This window comes from Mycolicibacterium aubagnense, assembly GCF_010730955.1.
GTDB lineage: Bacteria > Actinomycetota > Actinomycetes > Mycobacteriales > Mycobacteriaceae > Mycobacterium > Mycobacterium aubagnense.
In genome coordinates this window covers 1,693,853-1,718,421 of record NZ_AP022577.1, presented here as the reverse complement: position 1 = coordinate 1,718,421, position 24,569 = coordinate 1,693,853, and the positions used below count along the sequence as shown (strand labels likewise).

The window sequence follows — 24,569 nt, the reverse complement described above, 5'->3', positions numbered from 1 at the left end:
CAGGCCATGGGGTCACTTCAGTGGAACGAATGAATGGGGCTCTAATCCATGACGGAATTGAAGGCAGACGTCCGTAACGGCATCGACTACAAGGTTGCCGACCTGTCCGAGGCCGAGTTCGGCCGCAAGGAGATTCGCCTCGCCGAGCACGAGATGCCGGGTCTGATGGCGCTGCGCCGCGAATACCACGACGTTCAGCCGCTCAAGGGCGCGCGCATCTCCGGCTCGCTGCACATGACGGTGCAGACCGCGGTGCTGATCGAGACGCTTGTTGCGCTCGGTGCTGAAGTTCGATGGGCGTCGTGCAACATCTTCTCCACCCAGGACCACGCGGCCGCAGCCGTCGTCGTCGGCCCGCACGGCACCGTCGAGGAGCCCAAGGGCACCCCGGTCTTTGCTTGGAAGGGCGAGACGCTGGAGGAGTACTGGTGGTGCGCCGAGCAGATGCTCACCTGGGACGGCGAGCCCTGCAACATGATCCTGGACGACGGTGGCGACGCCACCATGCTGGTGCTGCGCGGCGCGCAGTGGGAGAAGGCGGGCGTCGTGCCTCCGGCCGAGGAAGACGACTCGGCCGAGTGGAAGGTCTTCCTGGAGCTGGTCCGCAACGGCTTCGAGAACGACAAGACCAAGTGGACCAAGATCGCCGAGTCGGTCAAGGGCGTCACCGAGGAGACCACCACGGGCGTGCTGCGCCTGTACCAGTTCGCCGCCGCCGGTGAGCTGGCCTTCCCGGCCATCAACGTCAACGACTCGGTCACCAAGAGCAAGTTCGACAACAAGTACGGCACCCGCCACTCGCTGATCGACGGCATCAACCGCGGTACCGACGTGCTGATCGGTGGCAAGAAGGTGCTGATCTGTGGCTACGGCGACGTCGGCAAGGGCTGTGCCGAGTCGCTGGCCGGCCAGGGCGCCCGCGTCCAGGTAACCGAGATCGACCCGATCAACGCGCTGCAGGCGCTGATGGACGGCTACGACGTGGTGACCGTCGAGGAGGCGATCGGCAACGCCGACATCGTCGTCACCTCGACGGGCAACAAGGACATCATCCTGCTCGACCACATGAAGGCCATGAAGGACAAGGCCATCCTGGGCAACATCGGCCACTTCGACAACGAGATCGACATGGCCGCCCTGGAGCGTTCCGGTGCCACCAAGCTGAACATCAAGCCGCAGGTCGACCTGTGGACCTTCGGCGACACCGGCAAGGCGATCATCGTGCTGTCCGAGGGCCGTCTGCTCAACCTGGGCAACGCCACCGGCCACCCGTCGTTCGTGATGTCGAACTCGTTCTCCAACCAGGTCATCGCCCAGATCGAGCTGTGGACCAAGAACGACGAGTACGACAACGAGGTCTACCGCCTGGCCAAGCACCTCGACGAGAAGGTCGCGCGTATCCACGTCGAGGCTCTCGGCGGCTCGCTGACCAAGCTGACCAAGGACCAGGCCGAGTACATCGGCGTCGACGTCGAAGGCCCGTACAAGCCGGAGCACTACCGCTACTGAGTCTGTTTGCGCTATTCGCGCGAGCACACGCGAAAGCCCCCATTTCCCTCGGGAATTGGGGGTTTTTCGCTGGGTAAACCCAGCGCTGCGGGACACTTCGCGTCGGCACATCCGGCTGAATTAGCTGACAGCGGTGGGCTGAGGGCCGCGTACATCGCATTACGTGAAAACCGAAAACGACTAGGCACGGCTTCACTGTTTGCTGAAGTTCTGATGGCTAGCGGATATCGGCGGTAGAATTTCCACACACCAAGGCACCCTCGTGAAGGAACGTCGGCCATGCGGAAGAACCGATGGGAAAGAGGCATCGTGTTGCTGGCTGCCGTCGGGGTGGCATTGACCGGCTGCGACGGCATCAACCTCGGCAGCCTGGACATTTTCGGCACTGTTTCGCAGACGGTGAAGGGCCCGCCGATTCCGCCCGTGATGGTTCGGCACGATGTGCAGCAATTGATCTGGCAGTACCCGCAACTGCCCAAGCCCGAAGAAGCGGTGTGGGTCACCTGGAACAACAGCGGCGACCCCAGCCTGGCCGGCAAGGTGAGCTGGATCGACGCGGTGGTCAAACTGTCACCTGCCGAGACCGCTCAGCTAGTGGCGGACTACCACCCGGTCGACACCGACCGGCAACCGACGGTGCAGAAGATTCTGCAATCGGAGCTGCCCGATGGTCCATACCTGTCGGGGCCTGAGCTGAACAAGCTTTTCTCCACCCCAACCATGTCCACTCAGGCGTTCCTCGACCGGGACCAGAACATCCTGGTGCTGACGACGACATCCGGCGGACGCGGGCTGCCGTAACCGTCAGGTCTGGCGAGGCACTAGCGTGGGAGCGTGCGCGCGCTGATCCGCCTGACGGTGTTCACGGTGGTGCTGGCCCTGTTGGCTGCCTGTGGTGCGGACCGCCCACCCGGTTCGATGTTCCCTGCGGCGACCGGCCGGGGGCCGTGTGCGGTTGATGCCGAACGTGACGTTGGCGCCACCATGCGAGACGGGGTCGTGCTGCGCGCTGATGTCTACCGTCCGCGGACCTCTGACCCTGTGCCGGTGCTGCTCATGCGCACGCAGTACGGCAAGTCCGGGGCGCAGGCGTCGCCCAACCGGTACCAGCCGCCGGATTGGTTCGCCTCGCACTGCTATCTCGTTGTCGTTCAGGATGTTCGGGGCCAGGGGAGTTCCGGCGGCGTGTTCAGCGAGTTCACCAACGACATGGCCGACGGCTACGACACCGTCGAGTGGGCCGCCGGCCTGCCGGGGGCGAACGGCAAGGTCGCCATGTACGGATCGTCGTATGTCGGTGCGACGCAATGGCTTGCGGCGGTATCCGCCCCGCCGCATCTGGTCACGATCGCGCCGGCCAACACGGCGTCCGACTACTACGACGGCTGGACCTATGAGGGTGGTGAATTCCGGCTGGCGTTCGTGCAGCCGTGGGCCATCGAGACGATCGCGCTCGGTGCCGCCGAGAACCGCCGGGACGCTGAAGCGGAGCGGCTGTTGCGGGACGCTGGAGCCGACCCGACGCGGTGGCTGAATTTCCGCCCGCAACAGGACCTTCCGCCGATGCAGCCGCACAATCCGGCGGTGGCGCCCTGGTACTTCGACTGGGTCCGGCACAACACTCGCGACGCGTTCTGGCAGCAGCTCAGCATCCGGGACCGGTATCCGGCGGTACGGATTCCGGTGCTGCACTTCGAGGGTTGGTATGACGCCTTCCTGGCCGGCGGTGTCGAGAACTTCGCCGGGATGGTGGCCCACGGCGGCAACGACTTTGCGCGCGCGAACCAGCGTTTGGTGATCGGGCCCTGGGATCACGTCGCGTGGGGGCGCCCTGATTCCGAGCCCGCGCCGATGCTCAAAGACATTGGGCCGGTGGGCAGCAGCCCCATCAACGAGCTGATGCTGGCCTGGTTCGACCACTTCTTGAAGGGCATCAACAACGGTGTGGCCGGCAAGCCGCGCGTCGACTACTTCACCATGGGTGCCAACACCTGGAAGACGGCCACCAACTGGCCACTGCCGCAGACGCAATGGATCAACTACTACCTGTCCGGCGCCGGCGGCATCGCCGACCGTGCCGGGAAGCTGCTGCCGGTGCTGCCCGGACCGCAGCCGCCCGACGCCTACACCTACGACCCGTTGAATCCGGCGCCGAGCCTCGGCGGGCACTCATGTTGCAGTGCGAAATCCGGTCCGCAGGGTCCCTATGACCAGACACCTGTGGAGCAGCGCTCCGATGTGCTGGTCTACACGGGCGACCCGGTGGCTCACGACACCGAGATCACCGGCCCGTCCAGCGTCACGCTGTGGGCCCAATCCTCTGCGGTGGATACAGATTTCACGGCCAAGCTGGTGGTGGTCAAGCCCGACGGGACGGCCATCAACCTCAACAACGGGATCGTCCGGGCATCGTTCCGGGATTCGCTGTCGGCGCCGACGCCGATCGTGCCCGGCCAGCCTTACCAGTACCACATCCAAATCTGGCCCACCAGTTACCAACTCAGTGCGGGGGACCGGGTGCGGGTGGAGATCTCCAGCAGCGACTACCCGCAATTCTCGCCGAATCCGAATACCGGCGCCCCGTTCGGGCGCGACGCGGCGACCGTGGTGGCGACGCAGACCATCCTCCATGATCCGGCGCATCCGTCATCGATCACGTTGCCGGTGATCGCGAACTGAAAGCTGTTGCGTAAAGGCGCTTCTCGGTGTTACTTGGTGCAATCCAACGACACCGTGATGGTCCGTCGCACCACGATGGGGACGACCACATCTCGACCATGGCCGTTGTCCACTCGAATCAACCTCGTCTCCTCCTGTGGGTTACGGACGCTGGTCACCACACACCGATCCAGCGGCGCAGTACCCACCCGGTCGATGTTGACGTGGAATCCCTCGGCCTCCAACTGACCGATCGTGACGATTGCCGACTCTGCCTGTGTCGGCGCGATGGGCGCCAGCACGGCCGCGGCGGCTGCGGCGAGGATGATGAATGCGGTACGCATGACGGTCCTCCGGTCCTGTATCGGTGACACGTACCGGCGGGGGGAAACGTTCGAATCGTGGCACGTGTCGGACCCCGGTAGCATAATAGAACATATGTTCGAACATGTAGGGATCGGGGCCGGCGGTGCGCTGGTTCACGATGCTTCCGTGGTCGATGCCATCAGCCACAGTGCCCGGGTGGAAGCGCGGGCCGCGAGCATCCGCTTCGCGGCGATCGCTGACCTGGTCGCGTTGCGGGTTGATGATCAGGGTGATCGGCAGTGGTGGGCCTGTGATGGCTGGGATGCCGCGGCCGCTGAAGTCGGGGCCGCCTTGGGCATCGGGTCTCGGGAAGCGTCCGGGCAGATGGCGACCGCCGTCGCGTTGCGCGACCGCCTGCGTCGGGTGGCGGCGGTGTTTGCCGACGGTGGCGTCTCGGCACGAACGGTCGGCACGATCTGCTGGCGCACCCGCCTGGTGGAGGACGCCAACACACTGGCCGTGCTGGATGCGGCGTTGGCGGGGCGCTGTGTGAGTGGGTGGGTTTGTCCCGCAAGAAGATTGAGAAGAAGATCGACGGTTGGGTGCATAAGTTCGATCCGGCTGCGGTGCTGAAGGTGCGGTCGGCGGCCCGCCGCCGGGGTCGGGGTCGGCAAACCTGATGATGAGACCGGGGTGGCGTCGATCTGGGTGCGCTGCTGGCCACGGATGCCGAGTTGTTGAATCGGGTGTTGACGGAGATGGCCCGGCAGGTGTGTGAGAGCGATCCGCGCACCTTCGGGCAGCGCCGCGCGGATGCGTTGGGGGTGCTCGCCGCCCGCGGGGACCGGTTGGCCTGCCAGTGTGGCAGTCCCGATTGCGCGGCGGCCGGGCCGGATGCCCGCGCGACGGCGGTGGTGATCCATGTTCTGACCGATGCGCTGCCCGCGCCGGTGGCTGACCCGCTGCTCAGCGGGGATCCGGCCGCGCCCCTGACACCACTGCCGCCCTCGCCCGCACCTGAGCCGGCGCCGGTGAATGACGCTGTGCCTGACGCGGCGCCCACGCCGGCTCCGGTCCTCGCGCTCGCCAAAGCCTCGGCGCCGGTGCGGTCCCCGATCGGCTACATGATCGGCGGTGCCGTCGTGCCACCGGCGCTGCTGGCCGATCTGGCCGCGCGCGGCGCCACAGTCCGTACCGTCGCCTCCGCCACCGATCTCGACGGAGTGCCCCGGTACCGGCCCTCGACCGCGATCGACGAATTCGTTCGGATGCGGGCGATGACGTGCATGTTCCCCGGCTGCGATCAGCCCGCCACCGCCTGCGACCTCGACCACACGATCCCGTGGCCGGCCGGGCCGACCCATCCGGGCAACCTCAGCCCGAAATGCCGCAAACACCACCTACTCAAAACCTTCTACGGCGGCCCCGACGGCTGGCGGGACCGTCAACAACCTGACGGCACCATCGTGTGGACCGCACCCACCGGCCACACCTACACCAGCGTGCCGGAAAGTCGAATCCTGTTCCCCGACAAGATCACCGACACACCCTTGCCGAACCCACCACCAGAGGTCGCTGATCTCGATACCCCACCGGCCCCCGGCCGGGGCATCATGATGCCCACCCGCCGCCGCACCCGCGCCCACGACCTCGCCCAGCAGATCGCCTACGAACGCGCCCTCAACGAAGCCGACCTCCACGCCGCAGCAGCCGCCCAAGAAGCCGCCGCCCGCAGACGAGCGGAACTGAAAGCCGCTCGCGAGGCCGAAGAGCTACAAGAATCCACCGCGCAACACACCCCCACAGACACCGACATCCCGCCGCCACTCTGAGTGACGCGTGAATCCCCCCCTGAACGGGCCGGACTTTCAGGGGGTTTCGGCGCGTGCGCTCGCCGATGAGAAGTGCCGTTCTCGGCGGCAACTACGCTCACCACGTGCTGATCGCAATCGAAGGCGTTGACGGTGCGGGGAAGAACACTCTGACCCAGGGGTTGCGCGCGCAGTTCGAGGCCCGCGGCAAGTCGGTGACCTCTGTGGCGTTCCCGCGGTACGGCCGTTCGGTCGAGGCGGACATCGCCGCCGAGGCGCTGCACGGCCGGCACGGCGACCTCGCCGAGTCGGTGTATGCCATGGCGATGCTGTTCGCCCTCGACCGGGCGGGCGCCAAGGCTGAGATCGCCGCGATGAACGACGCGCATGATGTTGTGATCCTCGATCGATACGTCGCTTCCAACGCCGCGTACAGCGCGGCGCGGCTGCATCAGGACGCGGATGGAGACGTGGTGGCCTGGGTGCGGCAGCTGGAGTTCGAGCGGTTGGCGTTGCCGGTGCCGGACTGGCAGCTGTACCTGAATGTGCCGACCGACCTCGCCGCGGCAAGGGCGGCGCGCCGGGAAGCTCACGATGCCGCCCGGACTCGTGACGCCTACGAGCGTGACGGGGGTCTGCAGGACCGCACAGCTGCGGTGTACACCGCGCTGGCGGCCGAAAACTGGGTCGGCCGTTGGGCTTTGGTTGCTCCGGACGTGGATCCGGGGGAGTTGGCCACGACGCTGCTGGGCTGATCCGGTCGCGGCGTTTACCAGCCAGTTGTCAGGCAAGTGGCAAAACACCCATCGGAGATCACGGCTTTATCGCAATCTGGTGACACCATGGACGCCATGAGGCAACGCATTCTGGTCGTCGACGACGACCCATCTCTGGCCGAGATGCTCACCATCGTGCTGCGGGGCGAAGGCTTCGACACCGCCGTCATCGGTGACGGCAGCCAGGCGCTGACTGCGGTCCGTGAGCTGCGCCCCGACCTGGTGCTGTTGGACCTCATGCTGCCTGGAATGAACGGCATCGACGTGTGCCGTGTGCTGCGCGCCGACTCGGGCGTGCCGATCGTCATGCTGACCGCCAAGACCGACACGGTCGACGTGGTCCTGGGCCTGGAGTCCGGCGCCGACGACTACGTCATGAAGCCGTTCAAGCCGAAGGAACTGGTGGCGCGGGTGCGGGCACGGTTGCGCCGCAACGACGATGAGCCGGCAGAGATGCTGTCCATCGCCGACATTGACATCGATGTGCCGGCCCACAAGGTGACCCGTCAAGGTGAGCAGATCTCGCTGACGCCGCTGGAGTTCGACCTGCTCGTCGCGCTCGCCCGGAAGCCGCGACAGGTCTTCACTCGTGATGTGCTGCTCGAACAGGTGTGGGGTTACCGGCACCCGGCAGACACCCGCCTGGTGAACGTCCACGTGCAGCGGCTGCGGGCCAAGGTCGAGAAGGACCCGGAGAACCCGCAGGTGGTGCTGACCGTTCGAGGAGTGGGATACAAGGCCGGACCGCCGTGATCGGACGGCTCGTCGAGCCCGAGCCCGTGACCGCAGGGCGCCGGTGATCTGGGGATCCCGGCGCCGCATCCGTGGCGGTTTCGGCTCGGGCGCTTTCGTGCGCGGGCTGGGCGCCGTCGGCCGGGTGGTCGGTTACGCGTGGCGCCGCTCGCTGCAACTGCGTGTGGTGTCCCTGACGCTGGGGTTGTCGCTCGCCGTCATCCTGGTGCTGGGTTTCGTGCTGACCAGTCAGATCACCGACCGCATCCTGGAAGCCAAGGTCCGCGCCGGTACCGAGGAGATCGACCACGCCCGCACCACCGTCAGCGGCATCGTCGGCGGCGAGGAGACGCGCTCGCTGAACAGCAGTCTGCAGTTGGCGCGCAACACCCTCATCGACCGCAAGGTCGATTCGGGCTCACGCCTGGCAGGTGCGTTCGACGCCGTGCTCGTGGTCCCCGGTGACGGCCCGCGCGCGGCCACGTCGGCCGGACCGGTCGGGGAGATCCCGAACTCGCTGCGCGACTTCGTCAAAGCCGGCCAGGTCAGCTACCAGTACGCGACCGTCCACACCGACGGCTTCTCCGGTCCCGCGCTGATCGTCGGCAGCCCGACGTCGTCGCAGGTCACCAATCTCGAGCTGTACCTGATCTTTCCGCTGAGCAACGAAGAGAGCACCATCGCGCTGGTCCGCGGCACCATGGCGACCGGTGGCATCGTGCTGCTGGGTCTGCTCGCGGCCATCGCGCTGTTGGTGGCCCGGCAGATCGTGCTGCCGGTGCGGTCGGCGTCGCGCATCGCCGAGCGGTTCGCCGAGGGTCACCTCACCGAGCGCATGCCCGTACGCGGCGAGGACGACATGGCGCGCCTGGCGGTGTCGTTCAACGACATGGCCGAAAGCCTGCACAAACAGATCACCCAGCTCGAAGAGTTCGGAAACCTGCAGCGCCGCTTCACCTCTGACGTCAGCCACGAACTGCGGACGCCGCTCACCACGGTGCGCATGGCCGCGGACCTGATCTACGACCACAGCGAGGAACTCGACCCGGCGCTGCGCCGCTCGACCGAGTTGATGGTCAACGAACTCGACCGCTTCGAGACGCTGCTGGCCGATCTGCTGGAGATCTCCCGGCACGACGCCGGTGTGGCCGAGCTGTCGGTGGAGTCGGTCGACCTCCGTGACACCGTGCGGAGCGCGCTCGAGAACGTCGGGCACCTGGCCGACGACGCGAATATCAAACTCGCCGTACATCTTCCGGGCGAGGCCGTCATCGCCGAGGTGGATCCGCGCCGGGTCGAGCGGATTCTGCGCAACCTCATCGCCAACGCGATCGACCATGCCGAGAAGAAGCCCGTGCAGATCAAGATGGCCGCCGACGTGGATACCGTGGCGGTGACGGTCCGCGATTTCGGCGTGGGTCTGCGACCGGGCGAGGAGAAGATGGTGTTCAGCCGGTTCTGGCGGTCCGACCCTTCGCGGGTTCGTCGCTCCGGCGGCACGGGCCTGGGCCTGGCCATCAGCATCGAGGACGCCCGCCTGCACCAGGGCCGGCTGGAGGCCTGGGGTGAGCCCGGTCACGGCGCCTGCTTCCGGCTTACGCTGCCGCTGGTGCGTGGCCACAAGGTGACGACCAGCCCGCTGCCGCTCAAACCCACTGGGCCCAAATCGGTTACGGCCCTCTCGTCTGGGGAGCTGCCGGCGGGGGAGCCGTCATGAAAGGCGCGTTCGCGGTTTGCGCGGTGCTGCTGCTGGTGTTGACGGGCTGCGCCGGTGTGCCCAGCTCGTCCGCGCCGCAGGCCGTGGGCACCGTCGACCGGCCGGCACCACGGAATCTGCCGACGCCGTCGCCCGGCATGGACCCGGACCTGCTGCTGCGCGAATTCCTCAAGGCCACCGCCGATCCCGCGAACCGGCACCTGGCCGCGCGTCAATTCCTCACCGAATCGGCGTCGCGCTCGTGGGACGACGCCGGTAGCGCCCTGCTGATCGACCGCGTCGTGTTCGTGGAAACCCGTGGCACCGACAAGGTTTCGGTGACCATGCACGCCGACATCCTGGGCTCGCTGTCGGATGTCGGAGTCTTCGAGACCGGAGAGGGCGCGCTGCCCGACCCCGGCCCCATCGATCTGGTGAAGACGCCGCGAGGGTGGCGCATCGACAAGCTGCCCAACGGGGTTTTCCTGGACTGGCAACAGTTCCAGTCCACCTACAAACGCGACACGCTCTATTTCGTCGATCCGACCGGCAAGACCGTCGTGCCCGACCCACGCTACGTCGCGGTGTCCGACCCCGATCAGCTGGCCACCGAACTCGTCACCAAGCTGCTGTCCGGGCCGCGGCCCGAGATGGCCAACAGCGTCCGGAATCTGATGGCCGCACCGCTGCGGCTGCGCGGCCCGGTGACCCGCGCCGACGGCGGCAAGACCGGCGTCGGACGCGGGTACGGCGGCGCCCGCATCGACCTGGAGAGCTTGTCGACCACCGACCCGCACACCCGGCAACTGCTTGCGGCGCAGATCATCTGGACGCTGTTCCGGGCCGGGGTCAACGGTCCGTACGTGATCAACGCCGACGGCGCCGCCCTCGATGACCGGTTCGCCGAAGGCTGGAACACCTCTGACGTCGCGGCGACCGATCCGGGTGCCGATCCGGGGGCAGCGGCGGGCCTGCATGCCCTGGTGGGTGGCTCGTTGGTGTCTTTGGAAGGCGAGGGCGCACCGCGGGTCGCCGGGGCCTTCGGGCAACTGCCCGGGCAGACGTCGGCCGCCCTGTCCCGAAGTGGGCAGGAGGTCGCCTCGGTCGTGACGTTGCGCCCGGGTGCCCCCGACGTAGCGCAGTCGCTGTGGGTGGGCCCGGTCAACGGGGACGCCGCGCAGACGCTCGACGCACACACCCTGTCGCGGCCGAGCTGGTCGCTCGACGACGCGATCTGGATCGTGGTCGACGGCACCAACGTCGTCCGGGCCATCCAGGAAGCGGCGTCGGGTCAACCCGCCCGTATCCCGGTCGATTCGTCGGCCGTGGCTACCAAGTTCCCCGGCCCGATGAGCGGCCTGCAGCTGTCCCGGGATGCCACCCGGGCCGCGATGGTGATCAACGGCCAGGTGATACTGGCCAGCGTCGAGCAGGGGCCGGCGGGGCAGCTCGCCCTCACCTACCCGCGCCGGCTCGGTTACGGCCTGGGCAACACGGCGCTGTCGCTGTCGTGGCGTACCGGTGACGACATCGTGGTGACGCGTACCGACGGTGCGCATCCGGTGTCGTACGTCAACCTCGACGGTGTGAATTCCGACGGGCCCACGCGAAATCTCGCGGTCCCGGTGTCCACGGTGGCGGCCAACACCTCGACCGTGTACCTCGCCGACCAGCGCGGTGTCTTGCAGCTGTCGGGTTCGGCGGCGGACAACAACCTGATGTGGACCGATATCCGGCCGCTCATGGTCGTCGGCGCACTGCCGGTGCTGCCGGGCTGACTCGGCTGCTGAACCTGCACTGTCGTACCCCGGCGGCATGCTGACGCCATGCTCGACCTGGTCCTGCCCGTCGAATGCGGTGGCTGCGGCGCGCCGTCGACCCGCTGGTGTCCCGCCTGCGCGACGGAACTGACCGTCCGTCCCGACGAGCCGCACGTCATCACGCCTCGTGAGGATCCCGGAGTGCCGGTCTTCGCGCTCGGGCGTTACGCCGGGGCCAGAAGGCGGGCCGTCGTCGCGCTCAAAGAACATGGGCGCACGGACCTTGTGGTGCCGCTGGCCGGCGCGGTGGCCGCGGCACTGCACACCTTGATCACCTGGGGCCTGATCGTGCCGCCGTTGACGGTGGTGCCCGCGCCGACCCGGAGCCTGGCCGCCCGGCGCCGTGGCGGTGACCCTGTGGCCAAGATGGCCCGCGCTGCGGCCGCGGGCCTGCCGGGAGTAACGGTCCGGCCGGCGTTGGCCATGCGGGCCTTCACGCGGGACTCCGTCGGCCTGTCCAGTGCGCAGCGACAACGCAACATCAACGGCCGGGTCCGGCAGCGGACGCCGGTGCGTGGGGAGGTCGTGGTGTTCGACGATGTGGTGACGACGGGCGCGACCGCGGCCGAGGCGGTTCGGGTCCTGCAAACATCCGGAGCCCAGGTTTCCGCGGTGCTCGCAATAGCACACGCCTGAGCTTCGAGCCGGCAGGACACGGTCAGGAGACCACCTACATCAACTCGATATGAAGTTCTCAAAACCGGTATGCGAAATCGGTGGCACGACTAGGTGAACTCGGACTACCGTCGGCTGCAACCATCCGTGAAGCCTCACGGCGGTACCGGCACATTCACTCGGTACCAAATCGCTGACAGCGGTAGGAGGTGAGTACTCAACACCTTGCGCCGGGCTGCGGCGACTTGCAGACCCGCTCGGCGCGTAGTTCAGACCGTGTGCAAGAAGAGACACACGTGCACTGCGAGAGAGAAGCGAGTTGCAAAGCATGACAACCCAATCCGTGGATTCTGCCCGCTCGACCATGTTTGCCGACGACACCGAGCCTGCGCCCGAGCCGCACGCCGACGTCGTCGTCAAGGGCCGCAACGTCGAGGTCCCCGAACACTTCCGCATCTACGTTTCCGAGAAGCTCTCCCGGTTGGAGCGTTTCGATCGCACCATCTACTTGTTCGACGTCGAACTCGATCACGAGAAGAATCGGCGCCAGCGCAAGAACTGCCAGCATGTCGAGATCACGGCACGCGGCCGCGGGCCGGTCGTGCGTGGCGAAGGCTGTGCGGACAGTTTCTACGCGGCCCTCGAATCGGCCGTCGGCAAACTGGAGAACCGGCTGCGGCGCAGCAAGGACCGCCGCAAGATTCACTATGGCGACAAGACCCCGGTGGGGCTGGCCGAGGCGACGTCGATGGTCCCGCCCGAGGACCTGCCCGGAACCTCAAGTCCACCGACGACCCTTGAGGTCGACGACCACGTTCCCGGTCAGGTGGTCCGCGTCAAGGAGCACCCGGCCATCCCGATGACGGTCGACGACGCGCTCTACGAGATGGAGCTCGTCGGACACGACTTCTTCCTGTTCCACGACAAGGAGAGCGACCGGCCGACGGTGGTCTACCGCAGACACGCCTACGACTACGGACTGATCCGTCTGTCCTGACATCCCGCTGATGCGCCCCCGGCCGAACCGCCGGGGGCGCACTCTTATCTGCCGATTCGGCCGGTCACCTACGATGGTCACGTCTAACCCGCCGACGTATATCCGTTCCAGACCCACAGGGGAAAAGCGTGCTGTCGAAGTTGCTCCGCATCGGTGAAGGTCGCATGGTCAAGCGCCTGCAAAAGGTCGCCGACTATGTCAACACCTTGTCCGATGACGTCGAGAAGCTGTCGGACGACGAGCTGCGCGCCAAGACCGACGAGTTCAAGAAGCGCGTGGCCGGTGGTGAGTCGCTCGACGACATCCTGCCCGAGGCCTTCGCCGTCGCCCGCGAGGCGGCCTGGCGCGTGCTGGACCAGCGCCACTTCGACGTCCAGGTGATGGGCGGTGCCGCGCTGCACTACGGCAATGTCGCCGAGATGAAGACCGGTGAGGGCAAGACCCTGACCTGTGTGTTGCCGGCCTACCTCAACGCGCTCGCCGGCAAGGGCGTGCACGTCGTCACCGTCAATGACTACCTGGCCAAGCGTGACAGCGAGTGGATGGGTCGCGTGCACCGCTTCCTCGGTCTCGAGGTCGGGGTGATCCTGTCGCAGATGACGCCGGAGGAGCGGCGCGCCGCGTACGCCGCCGATATCACCTACGGCACCAACAACGAGTTCGGCTTCGACTACCTGCGCGACAACATGGCGCACTCGACCGACGACATGGTGCAGCGCGGCCACAACTTCGCCATCGTCGACGAGGTCGACTCGATCCTCATCGACGAAGCCCGTACGCCGCTGATCATCTCGGGCCCGGCCGACGGTGCGTCGAACTGGTACACCGAGTTCGCGCGCATCGTGCCGCTCATGGAGAAGGACGTCCACTACGAGGTCGACATCCGTAAGCGCACCATCGGTGTGCACGAGGCCGGCGTGGAGTTCGTCGAGAACCAGCTGGGCATCGACAACCTCTATGAGGCCGCCAACTCGCCACTGGTCAGCTATCTGAACAACGCCGTCAAGGCCAAGGAACTGTTCCAGCGCGACAAGGACTACATCGTCCGTGACGGCGAGGTCGTCATCGTCGACGAGTTCACCGGCCGCGTGCTGGTCGGCCGGCGATACAACGAGGGCATGCACCAGGCCATCGAGGCCAAGGAGCACGTCGAGATCAAGGCCGAGAACCAGACCCTGGCCACCATCACGCTGCAGAACTACTTCCGCCTCTACGAGAAGTTGTCCGGCATGACCGGTACCGCCGAGACCGAGGCCGCCGAGCTGCACGAGATCTACAAGCTCGGCGTGGTACAGATCCCCACCAACCGGACCATGATCCGCCAGGACCAGTCCGACCTGATCTACAAGACCGAAGAGGCCAAGTACATCGCCGTCGTCGACGACGTGCAGGAGCGCTACGAGAAGGGCCAGCCGGTCCTGATCGGTACCACCAGCGTGGAGCGGTCGGAGTACCTGTCCAAGCAGTTCACCAAACGCCGCATCCCGCACAACGTGCTCAACGCCAAGTACCACGAGCAGGAAGCGAACATCATCGCCGAGGCCGGCCGGCTGAAGGCCGTCACGGTCGCCACCAACATGGCCGGCCGCGGTACGGACATCGTGCTGGGCGGCAACGTCGACTTCATCGCCGACGCGCGCCTGCGCAAGCGCGGTCTGGACCCCGTCGAGACGCCCGAGGAGTACGAAGCGGCCTGGCACGAGGAGCTGCCCAAGGTCAAGGCACAAGTCGAGGCCGAGGCCGAGAAGGTCCGCGAGGTCGGTGGCCTGTACGTGCTGGGCACCGAGCGCCACGAGTCCCGTCGTATCGACAACCAGCTGCGCGGCCGCTCCGGCCGTCAGGGCGACCCGGGCGAGTCGCGGTTCTTCCTGTCGCTGTCCGACGAGCTGATGCGCCGGTTCAACGGCGCCACCCTCGAGGCGCTGCTGACCCGGCTGAACCTGCCGGACGACGTGCCGATCGAGGCCAAGATGGTGACTCGCGCGATCAAGAGCGCGCAGACCCAGGTCGAAGGGCAGAACTTCGAGGTCCGCAAGAACGTCCTCAAGTACGACGAGGTGATGAACCAGCAGCGCAAGGTCATCTACCGCGAGCGCAAGCAGATCCTGGAGGGTGACGACCTCTCCGGCGAGGCGCACCAGATGCTGGTCGACGTCATCACCGCGTACGTCGACGGCGCGACCGCCGAGGGCTACGCCGAGGACTGGGATCTGGCCAAGCTGTGGGACGCGCTCAAGACGCTGTACCCGGTCGGCCTGGACTACCACGACCTGGTCGATTCCGACGCCGTCGGCGAGCCGGGCGAGCTGACGCAGGAGGAGTTGCGCGACGCGCTGATCGCCGACGCCGAGAAGGCCTACGCCAAGCGGGAAGCCGAGCTGGAGGCCATCGCCGGCCCGGGTGCCATGCGGCAGCTGGAGCGCAGCGTGCTGCTCAACGTCATCGACCGTAAGTGGCGTGAGCACCTCTACGAGATGGACTACCTCAAGGAGGGCATCGGCCTGCGCGCCATGGCGCAGCGCGACCCATTGGTCGAGTACCAGCGCGAGGGCTTCGACATGTTCTCCGGCATGCTCGAAGGGCTGAAGGAAGAGTCGGTCGGCTTCCTGTTCAACGTGCAGGTCGAGGCGCAGCAGGCGCCGCAGGTGGCCCCGGTCGCCGCGCCGCAGGGGCTGGCGCAGTTCGCCACCGAGGCCGAGCGGGCCGAGCAGAACGCCGCTGCAGAGCAGGCCGCGCCGGCAGCGTTGCGCGCCAAGGGAATTGAGGACAAAGCCGGCAACAGCGGGCAGGCCATGACCTACAGTGGTCCGGCCGAGGACGGTTCCGCGGAGGTTCGTCGGGAAGGTGGCCGGCACGCCGCCGGACCGGGTTCGCGCCGGGAACGTCGTGAGGCCGCGCGCAAGCAGAAGCGGCGCTAGCCAGTCGCTAGCCCAGTTGCAGGGCCACGAATTGCCAACGCCCGCCGATGATTTCGATGCGGCCGGCTGCGGCGTGCAGTCGTGGCCCGCGGCTGAAGGTGGCGAATACCTCGACCGCCGTGACCAGCCCGTCCTGTTCGCGGGCGGTGCGTAGCCGTACCCGCCGCAGTACGGCCGTGCCGTCGGTCCTGGGGCGGCGGGGCCACGACGACATGGCGTCGAACAGTGTCGCCGTCACCAGTGGACGCAGCTGCGCCGTCGGGCGGCGCCGGTCGCTGACCTCCAGAACCCGGCGCAGCGCGGTATCGGCGAACACCAGCGCGGCCGTGGGCGGCGCGGCCTCGAGCTGGCATGCGACAGTGGATTCGGTGACCGGATCGGACACCACGTGCAGCCGGTTGATCGCACGAACCGTCGTTCTCGTCGCGTCCGGCGGCGGCTCGTAGTCGACAATCGGTGCCGTCAGCTCGATGTCGATGCGGGTCGATGCGGTCATGAAATCTCTCCAGCGGTCGGTCAGGTGGGTGACGCATCTGCTGGAGAGTTGCAGACCGCTAAATCATCGCACCGGTTTCACCTGGCGCTCGACGCCAATTCGCCGATCCGGTGCTGCGGGGGCCGGGTCCCGGGGATACCGTGACGGGGTCGTTCCGGCAGGGGTGAAGGAGGATCGGGCTGCATGGTGACCCGGTTGTCGGCGTCAGACGCGTCGTTCTACGGGCTAGAAGACTCATCGACACCCATGTATGTCGGGACGCTGTCCATCCTGCGGAGGCCGCGGGCCGGCCTGAGCTACGAGACGTTGCTGGCGACCGTCGAGGCCAGACTCCCGCAGATTCCGCGCTACCGGCAGAAGGTCCGCGAGGTCACGCTGGGCCTGGCCCGGCCGGTCTGGGTCGACGATCGCGACTTCGACATCACCTACCACATCCGGCGTTCGGCGCTGCCGTCTCCGGGCAGTGACGCCCAGCTCCACGATCTGGTGGCCCGGCTGGGGTCCCGGCCCCTGGACAAGACCCGGCCGCTGTGGGAGATGTGCCTGGTGGAGGGGCTCTCCGACAACCGCCTCGCCATCTACACCAAGACCCACCAGGCCCTCGTCAACGGCATGACGGCGCTCGAGGTCGGGCACGTCATCGCCGACCGGACCCAGAAGCCGCCCGAATTCGGCGAGGACATCTGGATCCCCGGCCGCGAGCCCAGCGACGTCTCGCTGCTGCTGGGTGCCATCGGGGAGTGGATCACCCGGCCGACGGCACAGTTGGCCGCCGTCCAATCGGCGGCCACGGACATGATCTCGAGCACCGAGCAGTTCGTCGAGGCCGGCCGGCGCGTCATCGACATGGCTCGCACGATGGTGCGCGGAACCGCCCCGAGCAGCCCGCTCAATGCCACGGTGTCGCGCAACCGGCGCTTCACCGTGGCCAAGCACGAACTCGAGGAGTACCGCCAGCTGCGGACCCGCTTCGACTGCGACGTCAACGATGTCGTACTCGCGGTGGTGACCGGTGCGCTGCGCAACTGGCTGATGTCGCGCGGCCAGTCGGTGTCGACGGGCATGACCGTCCGGGCCATGGCGCCCATGTCGGTGTACCCCGAAAGCGACCACCTGGAGACCGCCGGTCCGGGCCAGGCGATCAGCGAGGTGACGCCCTTCCTGGTGGACCTGCCCGTGGGCGAGAACAACGCGCTGGTCCGGCTGTCCCAGATCGCGCACGACACCGAGACCCAGGCGACCACGACCACCCCGGTCGACGCGCGGACCATCGTCACGCTGTCGGGTTTCGCGCCACCGACGCTGCACGCCATGGGCACCCGGGTCGCGACGAGCTTCCCGGCGCGCCAGTTCAACCTGTTGATCACCAACGTGCCGGGGGCCCAGAAGCAGATGTACGTGGCGGGCACCAAGCTGCTGGACACCTACGCGGTCCCGCCGCTGTTGAACAACCAGGTGCTGGCGCTCGGCATCACGTCGTACAACGGGAGCCTCTACTACGGCATCAACGCCGACCGTGAGGCCATGAGCGACGTCGACGTGTTCCCGAGTCTGTTGCGCGAAGCGCTCGACGAGCTGAGAGAGGCGGCACGCTGATGGTGTCCAAGAAGGCCCGCAAGATCCCGAACGACGTGTACGCGGCCGAGATTTTCCGGCTGCAGACCGAGCTGGTGAAACTGCAGGAGTGGGTTCGTGCCACCGGCGCACGCATCGTGATCGTGTTCGAGGGCCGCGACGCCGCGGGCAAGGGCGGCACCATCAAGCGCGTCTCCGAATACCTGAGTCCGCGCATCGCACGGGTCGCGGCGCTGCCCGCGCCGAGTGACCGGGAGCGGGGCGAGTGGTACTACCAGCGCTACATCGCGCACCTGCCGGCCAAAGGCGAGATCGTGCTGTTCGATCGGTCCTGGTACAACCGGGCCGGCGTGGAGACGGTGATGGGATTCTGCACGCCGCAGGAACACGAGCTGTTCCTGCGGCAGACCCCGATCTTCGAGCAGATGCTGATCGACGACGGCATCATGCTGCGCAAGTACTGGTTCTCGGTGTCCGACGCGGAACAGCTGAAGCGGTTCCGGTCCCGCCTGAACGACCCGGTCCGGCAATGGAAGCTGTCGCCGATGGACCTGGAGTCGGTGTTCCGCTGGGAGGACTACTCGCGGGCCAAGGACCAGATGATGGTCCACTGCGATACCCCGCAGAGCCCCTGGTTCGTCGTCGAATCCGACATCAAGAAGCACGCACGGCTGAACATGATCTCGCACCTGCTGTCGACGATCCCGTACGAGGCGGTCGAGCATTCGAAGGTGGAGCTACCCGAGCGTCCGGTGGTGAGTGGGACTTACGTGCGGCCGTCGCGCGAGCTCAGCACCTATGTGCCAGATCACGTGGCGGAGCTGATGGGCGATCCCGAGAGATCCCTTTAGAGTGCCCTGGTGCGCGTCTACATTCCGGCGACCCTGGCCATGCTCACGCAACTGGTGGCCGACGGGGCGATGCCGGCCCGCAGCGGTACCGCATTCGCGGTGACGCCGACTCTTCGTGAGGCGTACGCGCACGGCGACGAGGACGAGCTCGGCGAGATCGCGCTGCAGGAGGCGGCACTGGCCTCGCTGCGGCTGCTGGCGGGCGAGGGCGTCGGTGAGCAGACCGGCGAGGAATCGAGGTTGCCGCCGCGGCGCGCGGTGCTGGTGGTCGAGGCCGACGGCGTGACGGTCCGCCCCGATCTGGACGACGCGGTGGTGCGGCTGGCCGGACCGGTGGCGCTGGCCGACGTGATCGCGGCGTACGTCGACAATTCGGCGGCCGAGCCGGCGGTGCTTGCTGCGGTGACTGCGGTCGACGCCGCCGATCTGGGCGACGAGGACGCCGAGCTCACGGTCGGAGATGCCCAGGATCATGATCTGGCGTGGTACGCCGCTCAGGAGTTACCGTTTCTGCTGGAGCTGCTGTAGCCCTCGGGCGTAGCCGGTGGGGTAGCTACCTGCGCGTAGGTTACGGTACCGTAGGTTAGGACGAGCTGGTCGGAACGCGATCAGTGGAGACCACCTGAGCGGGAGTGGACGTGGCCAAGAACGAAATCAAAATCTCGGCCAATGTCGTGAACACGGTGCGGCCCACGGTTGCCGGCGCCAAGGAACGGCCGGGCTGGCACGCGTTGCGAACCATCGTTGCGCGGATCACGACGCCGCTGTTGCCGGATGATTACCTCAAGCTGGTCAATCCGCTGTGGTCGGCGCGGGAGTTGCGCGGCAAGGTGGTCGAGGTTCGCCGGGAAACCGAGGATTCGGCGACCCTGGTGATCAAGCCGGGCTGGGGCTTCTCGTTCGATTACCGCCCGGGCCAGTACATCGGCATCGGCCTGCTGGTCGACGGCCGGTGGCGGTGGCGTTCGTACTCGCTGACCTCGAGCCCGGTGGAATCCAAGGGCGACCACACCATCACCATCACCGTGAAGGCGATGCCCGAGGGGTTCCTGTCCACTCACCTGGTCGGCGGCGTGGCGCCCGGAACCATTGTGCGACTGGCCGCACCGCAGGGCGAGTTCGTCATGCCGGACCCCGCACCGGGCAAGGTGCTGTTCCTGACCGCGGGCTCGGGCATCACCCCGGTGATGTCCATGCTGCGTACCCTGGCGCGCCGGGACCAGATCACCGACATCGTCCACCTGCACTCGGCTCCGACCGAATCCGACGTCATCTTCGCCGATGAATTGGCGCAGCTGGCCAAGGAACACCCGAGCTACCAGCTGAGGGTTCGGGCCACGCGCACCGAAGGACGCTTGGACTTGTCCAAGCTGGACGACGAGGTCGCCGACTGGCGCACCCGGGAGGCGTGGGCATGTGGGCCGGAGGCCATGCTGCACGACGCGGAACGCGAGTACGAGGCGGCGGGGCTCGGGGTGCGGTTGCACCTGGAGCGCTTCGCGGCGTCGCGGGCCGCGGTGACCGGGACCGGTGGTTCGGTGACGTTCGAGCGCAGCGGCAAGACCGTCACCGCTGATGCGGCGATGTCTCTGATGGAAGCCGGCGAGCAGGCCGGCGTGCGGATGCCGTTCGGCTGCCGTATGGGCATCTGTCAGTCGTGCGTGGTGAGTTTGCTGGACGGTCACGCGCGGGACCTGCGTACCGGAGAGGAACGGGAGCCGGGTACTCGGGTGCAGACCTGCATTTCGGCTGCGGCCGGCGACTGTGTGCTGGATATTTAACTCAACTGCAAATCTGGGAAATTCAGAATTTGCTGCCTGGTAACCTACTGTCCCGTAGGTTACGTTAGCGTAGGTAGTAGGAAGGAGGTCGATAAATGGCTGTCACCGACGTACCGGAATTCGTGCACTTGACCGAAGCCGATATCGAGGCTCTGGGAATCGAGCTGGACGCGATCCGGCAGGACATCGAAGAATCCCGCGGCGTCCGCGACGCGCGGTACATCCGCCGCACCATCGCGGCACAGCGTGCTCTTGAGGTAGCCGGCCGCCTGCTGCTGTTGCGCAGCTCCAAGCGGTCGTTCTGGTGGGCCGGGGCGAGCACCCTGGGCGTGGCCAAGATCATCGAGAACATGGAGATCGGCCACAACGTCATGCACGGCCAGTGGGATTGGATGAACGATCCCGAGATTCACTCCTCGACGTGGGAGTGGGATATGAGCGGCGCGTCCAAGCACTGGCGGTTCACGCACAACTTCATGCATCACAAGTACACCAACATCCTGGGCATGGACGACGACGTGGGCTACGGCGTCATCCGGGTCACCCGCGACACGCGGTGGAGGCCGTTCAATCTCTACGGCAATCTGCTCTTCAACACGCTTCTGGCGATCGGTTTCGAGTGGGGCGTCGGCCTGCAGCACCTGGAGCTCGGCAAGATCTTCAAGGGCCGCGATGACCGCAAGGCCACGATGGTCCGGGTGCGGGAGTTCGGCGTCAAGGCCGGGCAACAGCTGACCAAGGACTACCTCGCGTACCCCGCGATCACGTCGTTGTCGCCGGGTGCCACGTTCTCCTCGACGCTCAAGGCCAATGCGGTGGCGAACGTCATCCGCAACGTGTGGTCGAACGCGGTCATCTTCTGCGGTCATTTCCCGGACGGTGCAGACAAATTCACCAAAACCGACATGGTGGGTGAGTCGCGCGGCCAGTGGTACCTGCGGCAGATGCTGGGCAGTGCGAACTTCAACTCGGGTCCGGTGCTGCGCTTCATGAGCGGCAACCTGAGCCACCAGATCGAGCATCACCTGTTCCCGGATCTGCCGAGCAACCGGTACGCCGAGATCTCGATCCGGGTGCGGGCCCTGTGCGAGAAGTACGACCTGCCGTACACGACCGGGCCATTCCTGGTGCAGTACGCCAAAACCTGGCGCACCATCGCCAAGCTGTCGTTGCCGGACAGGTTCCTGACCGACACCGCCGACGACGCGCCGGAAACCCGGAGCGAGCGGATGTTCGTCGAGCTCGACGAGAGCTTCGGCGCCGTCGATCCGTCGACCGGCAACAAGCGCGGGCTCAAGACGGCCGTCGCCGCCGTGCGGCGCCGGCGCCAGGCCAAGCGCGCGGCCGCCGTCTAGCGGGGTATCCCGCCAGGAGACACAGAACTGCCCCTTTTCTTCGGGAAAGGGGCAGTTCTGCGTCTGCAGGTTTCAGCCGACGTTACCGCGATGCTCGGGCGGGGCGGGGGTGAAAGTCCCTGGTCCGCCCGGATTGATGTTGTTCTCGGTTGGCGACACCGAAGTCGTCGTTGTGGTTGTGGTTGTGGTTGGAGTGGGGGTCGGTGATTGACCACCGTTACTGCAACTGGCCAGCAGTGCACTCGACGCGATCAATGCACTCATGCCCAACGTCGCGCTCAGGCGACGGACCGTTCGTGAATTCATAGTGGTTGATGCTAGGCGCGGTCCGTCGATGAAGTCGTGAAAGAAAGCCAACTGTAAAGAAACTTCACAAAGGAAAATGCACTAGTACGTCGGCTCGTTGAGCACGGCGAGCAGGCGCCGGGCGGCGGCCACACGGTCCACGGCCGGGCCGGTGAGCGTGTCCAGCGCGCACTCCGGGTCGGCCGGCGGGCCCATGTGCCCGCAGCCGCGGGGACAGTCCTCGATGGCCTCGGCGAGGTCGGAGAACGCCAGCAACACATCGTCGGGCTTGATGTGCGCCAGGCCGAAGGACCGGATGCCGGGGGTGTCGACGACCCAGCCGGACCCCGCCAGCGGCAGGGCCACCGACTGGGTCGACGTGTGCTTGCCCTTGCCCACGCCCGACACCTCGCCGATGGCCCGATCTGCTTGCGGCACAAGGCGGTTCACCAGCGTGGACTTGCCCACCCCGGAGTGCCCGAGCAGCACCGTGACCTGACCGGACAACAGCGGTGCCACCACGTCGAGGGGGTCGTCGCGCCCGGCGGTGAGGACCGTCAGGTCGAGTTCGGCGAATTCAGCGGCGAACGGTTCGGCCGGCGCCAGATCGTTCTTCGTCAGACACAGGATCGGCCGCAGCCCGCCGGTGTACGCGGCGATCAGGGCGCGCTGCACCAGCCCGGTCCGCGGCGGCGGGTCGGCCAGGGCGACCACCATCAACAACTGGTCGGCATTGGCGACCACCACCCGTTCGGTGGGGTCAGTGTCGTCGGCGGTGCGACGCAACACGGTTCGGCGTTCGTCGCGGCGCACGATGCGGGCCAGGGTGTCGGGTTTTCCCGACAGGTCGCCGACGATGCCCACCGAGTCGCCGACCACGATGGGGGTGCGGCCCAGTTCGCGGGCCCGCATCGCGGTGACGATGTGGTCGGGATTACCGTCGAGCGCGCAACCCCAGCGGCCGCGATCGACGGTGACCACCATGGCCTCGCGGGCGTCGGCGTGGGTCGGCCGGTTCTTGGTGCGGGGACGTGAACCTTTGCCCGAGCGCACCCGGACATCTGATTCGTCGTACTCCCGCAAGCTATTTCCCGGCCAGCAGGTCTGCCCACATACCCGGGAAGTCGGGCAGTGTCTTGGCCGTGGTGCCGATGTCCTCCACCTGCACCCCGGGCACCCGCAGCCCGATGATCGCGCCGGCGGTGGCCATGCGGTGGTCGGCGTAGGAGCGCCAAATGCCTTCGTGCAGCGGCACTGCGGTGATCACCAGACCGTCGTCGGTCTCTCGGCACTGGCCGCCCAGCCCGTTGATCTCGTTGGTCAGCGCGGCCAGCCGGTCGGTCTCGTGTCCACGCAGATGCGCGATCCCGGAGAGCGTCGACACCGCGCCCGGGCTGGCCAGCGCGGCCAGCGCGGCCATCGACGGTGCCAACTCGCCGACGGCTTTCAGGTTGGCCTCGAAGCCCGGGTAGCTCTGGGCGCCCCGGACCTCCAGGTGCGAATCAACCACCTGGACATCGGTATTGAGCTTGCTCAGCAGCTCCAGGATGTCGCCCGAGGGCTGCACGCTCTGCTCAGGCCAGTGGGCCAGTCGCACCGTGCCGCCGGTCACCGCGGCGGCGGCCAGGAACGGCACCGAGTTGGACAGGTCGGGTTCGATGGCCCAGTGCCGCGCCGCGATCGGGCCCGCCGACACGTGCCAGCGGTTCGGCCGGCTGTCGTCGACCTGGACACCCGCCTCGCGCAGCATGGTGATGGTCATTTCGATGTGCGGCTGGGACGGCACCGTCTCACCGGTGTGGATGACCGTCAGGCCCGAGCGAAAAGTGGCTCCGGACAACAACAGTCCGGACACGAACTGCGACGACGACGACGCGTCGATCCGCACCTCGCCGCCGGCCACCGATCCGGTTCCGGACACCGTGAACGGCAGCCCGTCGCCGTCGATGTCCACGCCGAGGCCGCGCATCGCGTCCAGCAGTGGGGTGATGGGGCGGGTCTTGGCCTGCTCGTCACCATCAAAGGTGACGACACGACGACCGATGGCGGCCACCGGCGGGACGAACCGGAGCACGGTGCCGGCCAGTCCGCAGTCGATGCGCACGTCCCCGGCGGGGGCGATGGCGCCGCCGACGGTCAGCTCGGTGCCAGCCTCACCGCCGGGGCCGTCGATCGTCACGCCCAGCGCCTGCAGCGCGCCGATCATCAGGTTGGTGTCGCGGCTGCGCAGCGCGCCGCTGATGGTCGAGGTGCCCTGGCCGGTGCCTGATGTTGTGGCCAGGGCCGCCAGGATCAGCGCCCGGTTGGTCTGCGACTTCGATCCCGGCACGGTGACAGTGGCCTGCACCGGACCGGTCACCGACGGTGCGGGCCAGGTTTCCATGCCCC

Annotated in this window: 21 protein-coding genes; 17 read left to right on the top strand and 4 right to left on the bottom strand. The window is 67.0% G+C overall.

Annotated features, from left to right (window positions below):
* The first annotated feature begins 48 nt into the window (after positions 1 to 48).
* The 3 genes from ahcY to G6N59_RS08485 all read left to right on the top strand — a co-directional run bounded on the left by ahcY (position 49) and on the right by G6N59_RS08485 (position 4,188).
* The gene (ahcY, locus tag G6N59_RS08495; protein ID WP_138231748.1) at positions 49 to 1,509 is read left to right on the top strand and encodes an adenosylhomocysteinase; all 1,461 of its coding nucleotides are present in this window, start codon (positions 49 to 51) and stop codon (positions 1,507 to 1,509) included.
* 279 nt (positions 1,510 to 1,788) lie between these two features.
* Complete coding sequence (locus G6N59_RS08490; protein ID WP_138231747.1) at positions 1,789 to 2,310, top strand: hypothetical protein; 522 nt, start codon at positions 1,789 to 1,791, stop codon at positions 2,308 to 2,310.
* Positions 2,311 to 2,367: 57 nt separating this feature from the next.
* The gene (locus G6N59_RS08485; protein WP_407665876.1) at positions 2,368 to 4,188 is read left to right on the top strand and encodes a CocE/NonD family hydrolase; all 1,821 of its coding nucleotides are present in this window, start codon (positions 2,368 to 2,370) and stop codon (positions 4,186 to 4,188) included.
* A 29-nt stretch (positions 4,189 to 4,217) separates the two neighbouring features.
* Here the strand turns inward: G6N59_RS08485 and G6N59_RS08480 are convergent, their stop codons facing one another.
* On the bottom strand, positions 4,218 to 4,511 hold the full coding sequence (locus tag G6N59_RS08480) for a hypothetical protein (protein ID WP_138231745.1): 294 nt from the start codon (positions 4,509 to 4,511) through the stop codon (positions 4,218 to 4,220).
* A 94-nt stretch (positions 4,512 to 4,605) separates the two neighbouring features.
* Between G6N59_RS08480 and G6N59_RS31535 the strand changes: the two genes are divergently transcribed.
* From G6N59_RS31535 to secA, 9 genes are all read left to right on the top strand, one after another.
* A complete protein-coding gene (locus G6N59_RS31535; RefSeq protein ID WP_306789623.1) occupies positions 4,606 to 5,106 on the top strand; it encodes a DUF222 domain-containing protein in 501 nt (166 codons plus the stop codon).
* A gap of 101 nt (positions 5,107 to 5,207) precedes the next feature.
* Positions 5,208 to 6,305 (top strand): HNH endonuclease signature motif containing protein, encoded by a 1,098-nt coding sequence (locus G6N59_RS31530; protein ID WP_306789622.1) that lies wholly within the window; start codon positions 5,208 to 5,210, stop codon positions 6,303 to 6,305.
* A 104-nt stretch (positions 6,306 to 6,409) separates the two neighbouring features.
* Positions 6,410 to 7,039, top strand: coding sequence for a dTMP kinase (locus tag G6N59_RS08470; protein ID WP_138231734.1), 630 nt, complete (start codon positions 6,410 to 6,412; stop codon positions 7,037 to 7,039).
* A gap of 87 nt (positions 7,040 to 7,126) precedes the next feature.
* The gene (gene mtrA / locus G6N59_RS08465) at positions 7,127 to 7,813 is read left to right on the top strand and encodes a two-component system response regulator MtrA (protein WP_138231733.1); all 687 of its coding nucleotides are present in this window, start codon (positions 7,127 to 7,129) and stop codon (positions 7,811 to 7,813) included.
* Between the two features lie 43 nt (positions 7,814 to 7,856).
* Positions 7,857 to 9,509 carry an MtrAB system histidine kinase MtrB gene (gene mtrB, locus G6N59_RS08460; protein ID WP_138231732.1) on the top strand — a complete coding sequence of 551 codons (1,653 nt, stop codon included), beginning with the start codon at positions 7,857 to 7,859 and terminating at the stop codon, positions 9,507 to 9,509.
* On the top strand, positions 9,506 to 11,266 hold the full coding sequence (gene lpqB, locus G6N59_RS08455) for an MtrAB system accessory lipoprotein LpqB (RefSeq protein ID WP_138231731.1): 1,761 nt from the start codon (positions 9,506 to 9,508) through the stop codon (positions 11,264 to 11,266). Before mtrB ends, lpqB begins: the two co-directional genes overlap by 4 nt.
* 48 nt (positions 11,267 to 11,314) lie before the next feature.
* Positions 11,315 to 11,944 carry a ComF family protein gene (locus tag G6N59_RS08450; protein ID WP_138231730.1) on the top strand — a complete coding sequence of 210 codons (630 nt, stop codon included), beginning with the start codon at positions 11,315 to 11,317 and terminating at the stop codon, positions 11,942 to 11,944.
* 307 nt (positions 11,945 to 12,251) lie between these two features.
* Entirely contained in the window at positions 12,252 to 12,920 is a 669-nt protein-coding gene (gene hpf / locus G6N59_RS08445) for a ribosome hibernation-promoting factor, HPF/YfiA family (protein ID WP_138231729.1), read from the top strand.
* 128 nt (positions 12,921 to 13,048) lie between these two features.
* Complete coding sequence (secA, locus tag G6N59_RS08440; RefSeq protein WP_138231728.1) at positions 13,049 to 15,838, top strand: preprotein translocase subunit SecA; 2,790 nt, start codon at positions 13,049 to 13,051, stop codon at positions 15,836 to 15,838.
* A 7-nt stretch (positions 15,839 to 15,845) separates the two neighbouring features.
* On the opposite strand, the gene G6N59_RS30885 is transcribed toward secA, so the two are convergent.
* The gene (locus tag G6N59_RS30885) at positions 15,846 to 16,334 is read right to left on the bottom strand and encodes an Rv3235 family protein (protein ID WP_220099687.1); all 489 of its coding nucleotides are present in this window, start codon (positions 16,332 to 16,334) and stop codon (positions 15,846 to 15,848) included.
* Between the two features lie 183 nt (positions 16,335 to 16,517).
* Between G6N59_RS30885 and G6N59_RS08430 the strand changes: the two genes are divergently transcribed.
* The 5 genes from G6N59_RS08430 to G6N59_RS08410 all read left to right on the top strand — a co-directional run bounded on the left by G6N59_RS08430 (position 16,518) and on the right by G6N59_RS08410 (position 21,896).
* Positions 16,518 to 17,930, top strand: a complete 1,413-nt coding sequence (locus G6N59_RS08430; protein ID WP_138231727.1) for a WS/DGAT/MGAT family O-acyltransferase — start codon at positions 16,518 to 16,520, stop codon at positions 17,928 to 17,930.
* Positions 17,930 to 18,760, top strand: coding sequence for a polyphosphate kinase 2 (gene ppk2 / locus G6N59_RS08425; protein WP_179970285.1), 831 nt, complete (start codon positions 17,930 to 17,932; stop codon positions 18,758 to 18,760). The genes G6N59_RS08430 and ppk2 overlap by 1 nt, the downstream gene beginning before the upstream one ends.
* Positions 18,761 to 18,766: 6 nt before the next feature.
* The gene (locus G6N59_RS08420; RefSeq protein ID WP_179970339.1) at positions 18,767 to 19,288 is read left to right on the top strand and encodes a DUF6912 family protein; all 522 of its coding nucleotides are present in this window, start codon (positions 18,767 to 18,769) and stop codon (positions 19,286 to 19,288) included.
* Positions 19,289 to 19,398: 110 nt separating this feature from the next.
* Positions 19,399 to 20,541, top strand: a complete 1,143-nt coding sequence (locus tag G6N59_RS08415) for a ferredoxin reductase (protein WP_138231725.1) — start codon at positions 19,399 to 19,401, stop codon at positions 20,539 to 20,541.
* Positions 20,542 to 20,636: 95 nt separating this feature from the next.
* A complete protein-coding gene (locus G6N59_RS08410; protein WP_138231724.1) occupies positions 20,637 to 21,896 on the top strand; it encodes a fatty acid desaturase family protein in 1,260 nt (419 codons plus the stop codon).
* 387 nt (positions 21,897 to 22,283) lie between these two features.
* On the opposite strand, the gene rsgA is transcribed toward G6N59_RS08410, so the two are convergent.
* Together rsgA and aroA are read right to left on the bottom strand one after the other, a co-directional pair.
* A complete protein-coding gene (gene rsgA, locus G6N59_RS08405) occupies positions 22,284 to 23,264 on the bottom strand; it encodes a ribosome small subunit-dependent GTPase A (RefSeq protein ID WP_138231722.1) in 981 nt (326 codons plus the stop codon).
* A gap of 1 nt (position 23,265) precedes the next feature.
* Positions 23,266 to 24,564 carry a 3-phosphoshikimate 1-carboxyvinyltransferase gene (gene aroA, locus G6N59_RS08400; protein ID WP_138231721.1) on the bottom strand — a complete coding sequence of 433 codons (1,299 nt, stop codon included), beginning with the start codon at positions 24,562 to 24,564 and terminating at the stop codon, positions 23,266 to 23,268.
* Positions 24,565 to 24,569: the final 5 nt, after the last annotated feature.

Coding starts and splice junctions, on each gene's coding strand:
- ahcY (WP_138231748.1), top strand. CDS start 49: ATGACGGAATTGAAGGCAGACGTCCGTAACGGCATCGACTACAAGGTT.
- G6N59_RS08490 (WP_138231747.1), top strand. CDS start 1,789: ATGCGGAAGAACCGATGGGAAAGAGGCATCGTGTTGCTGGCTGCCGTC.
- G6N59_RS08480 (WP_138231745.1), bottom strand. CDS start 4,511: ATGCGTACCGCATTCATCATCCTCGCCGCAGCCGCCGCGGCCGTGCTG.
- G6N59_RS31535 (WP_306789623.1), top strand. CDS start 4,606: ATGTTCGAACATGTAGGGATCGGGGCCGGCGGTGCGCTGGTTCACGAT.
- mtrA (WP_138231733.1), top strand. CDS start 7,127: ATGGACGCCATGAGGCAACGCATTCTGGTCGTCGACGACGACCCATCT.
- lpqB (WP_138231731.1), top strand. CDS start 9,506: ATGAAAGGCGCGTTCGCGGTTTGCGCGGTGCTGCTGCTGGTGTTGACG.
- G6N59_RS08450 (WP_138231730.1), top strand. CDS start 11,315: ATGCTCGACCTGGTCCTGCCCGTCGAATGCGGTGGCTGCGGCGCGCCG.
- hpf (WP_138231729.1), top strand. CDS start 12,252: ATGACAACCCAATCCGTGGATTCTGCCCGCTCGACCATGTTTGCCGAC.
- G6N59_RS30885 (WP_220099687.1), bottom strand. CDS start 16,334: ATGACCGCATCGACCCGCATCGACATCGAGCTGACGGCACCGATTGTC.
- G6N59_RS08430 (WP_138231727.1), top strand. CDS start 16,518: ATGGTGACCCGGTTGTCGGCGTCAGACGCGTCGTTCTACGGGCTAGAA.
- ppk2 (WP_179970285.1), top strand. CDS start 17,930: ATGGTGTCCAAGAAGGCCCGCAAGATCCCGAACGACGTGTACGCGGCC.
- G6N59_RS08410 (WP_138231724.1), top strand. CDS start 20,637: ATGGCTGTCACCGACGTACCGGAATTCGTGCACTTGACCGAAGCCGAT.
- aroA (WP_138231721.1), bottom strand. CDS start 24,564: ATGGAAACCTGGCCCGCACCGTCGGTGACCGGTCCGGTGCAGGCCACT.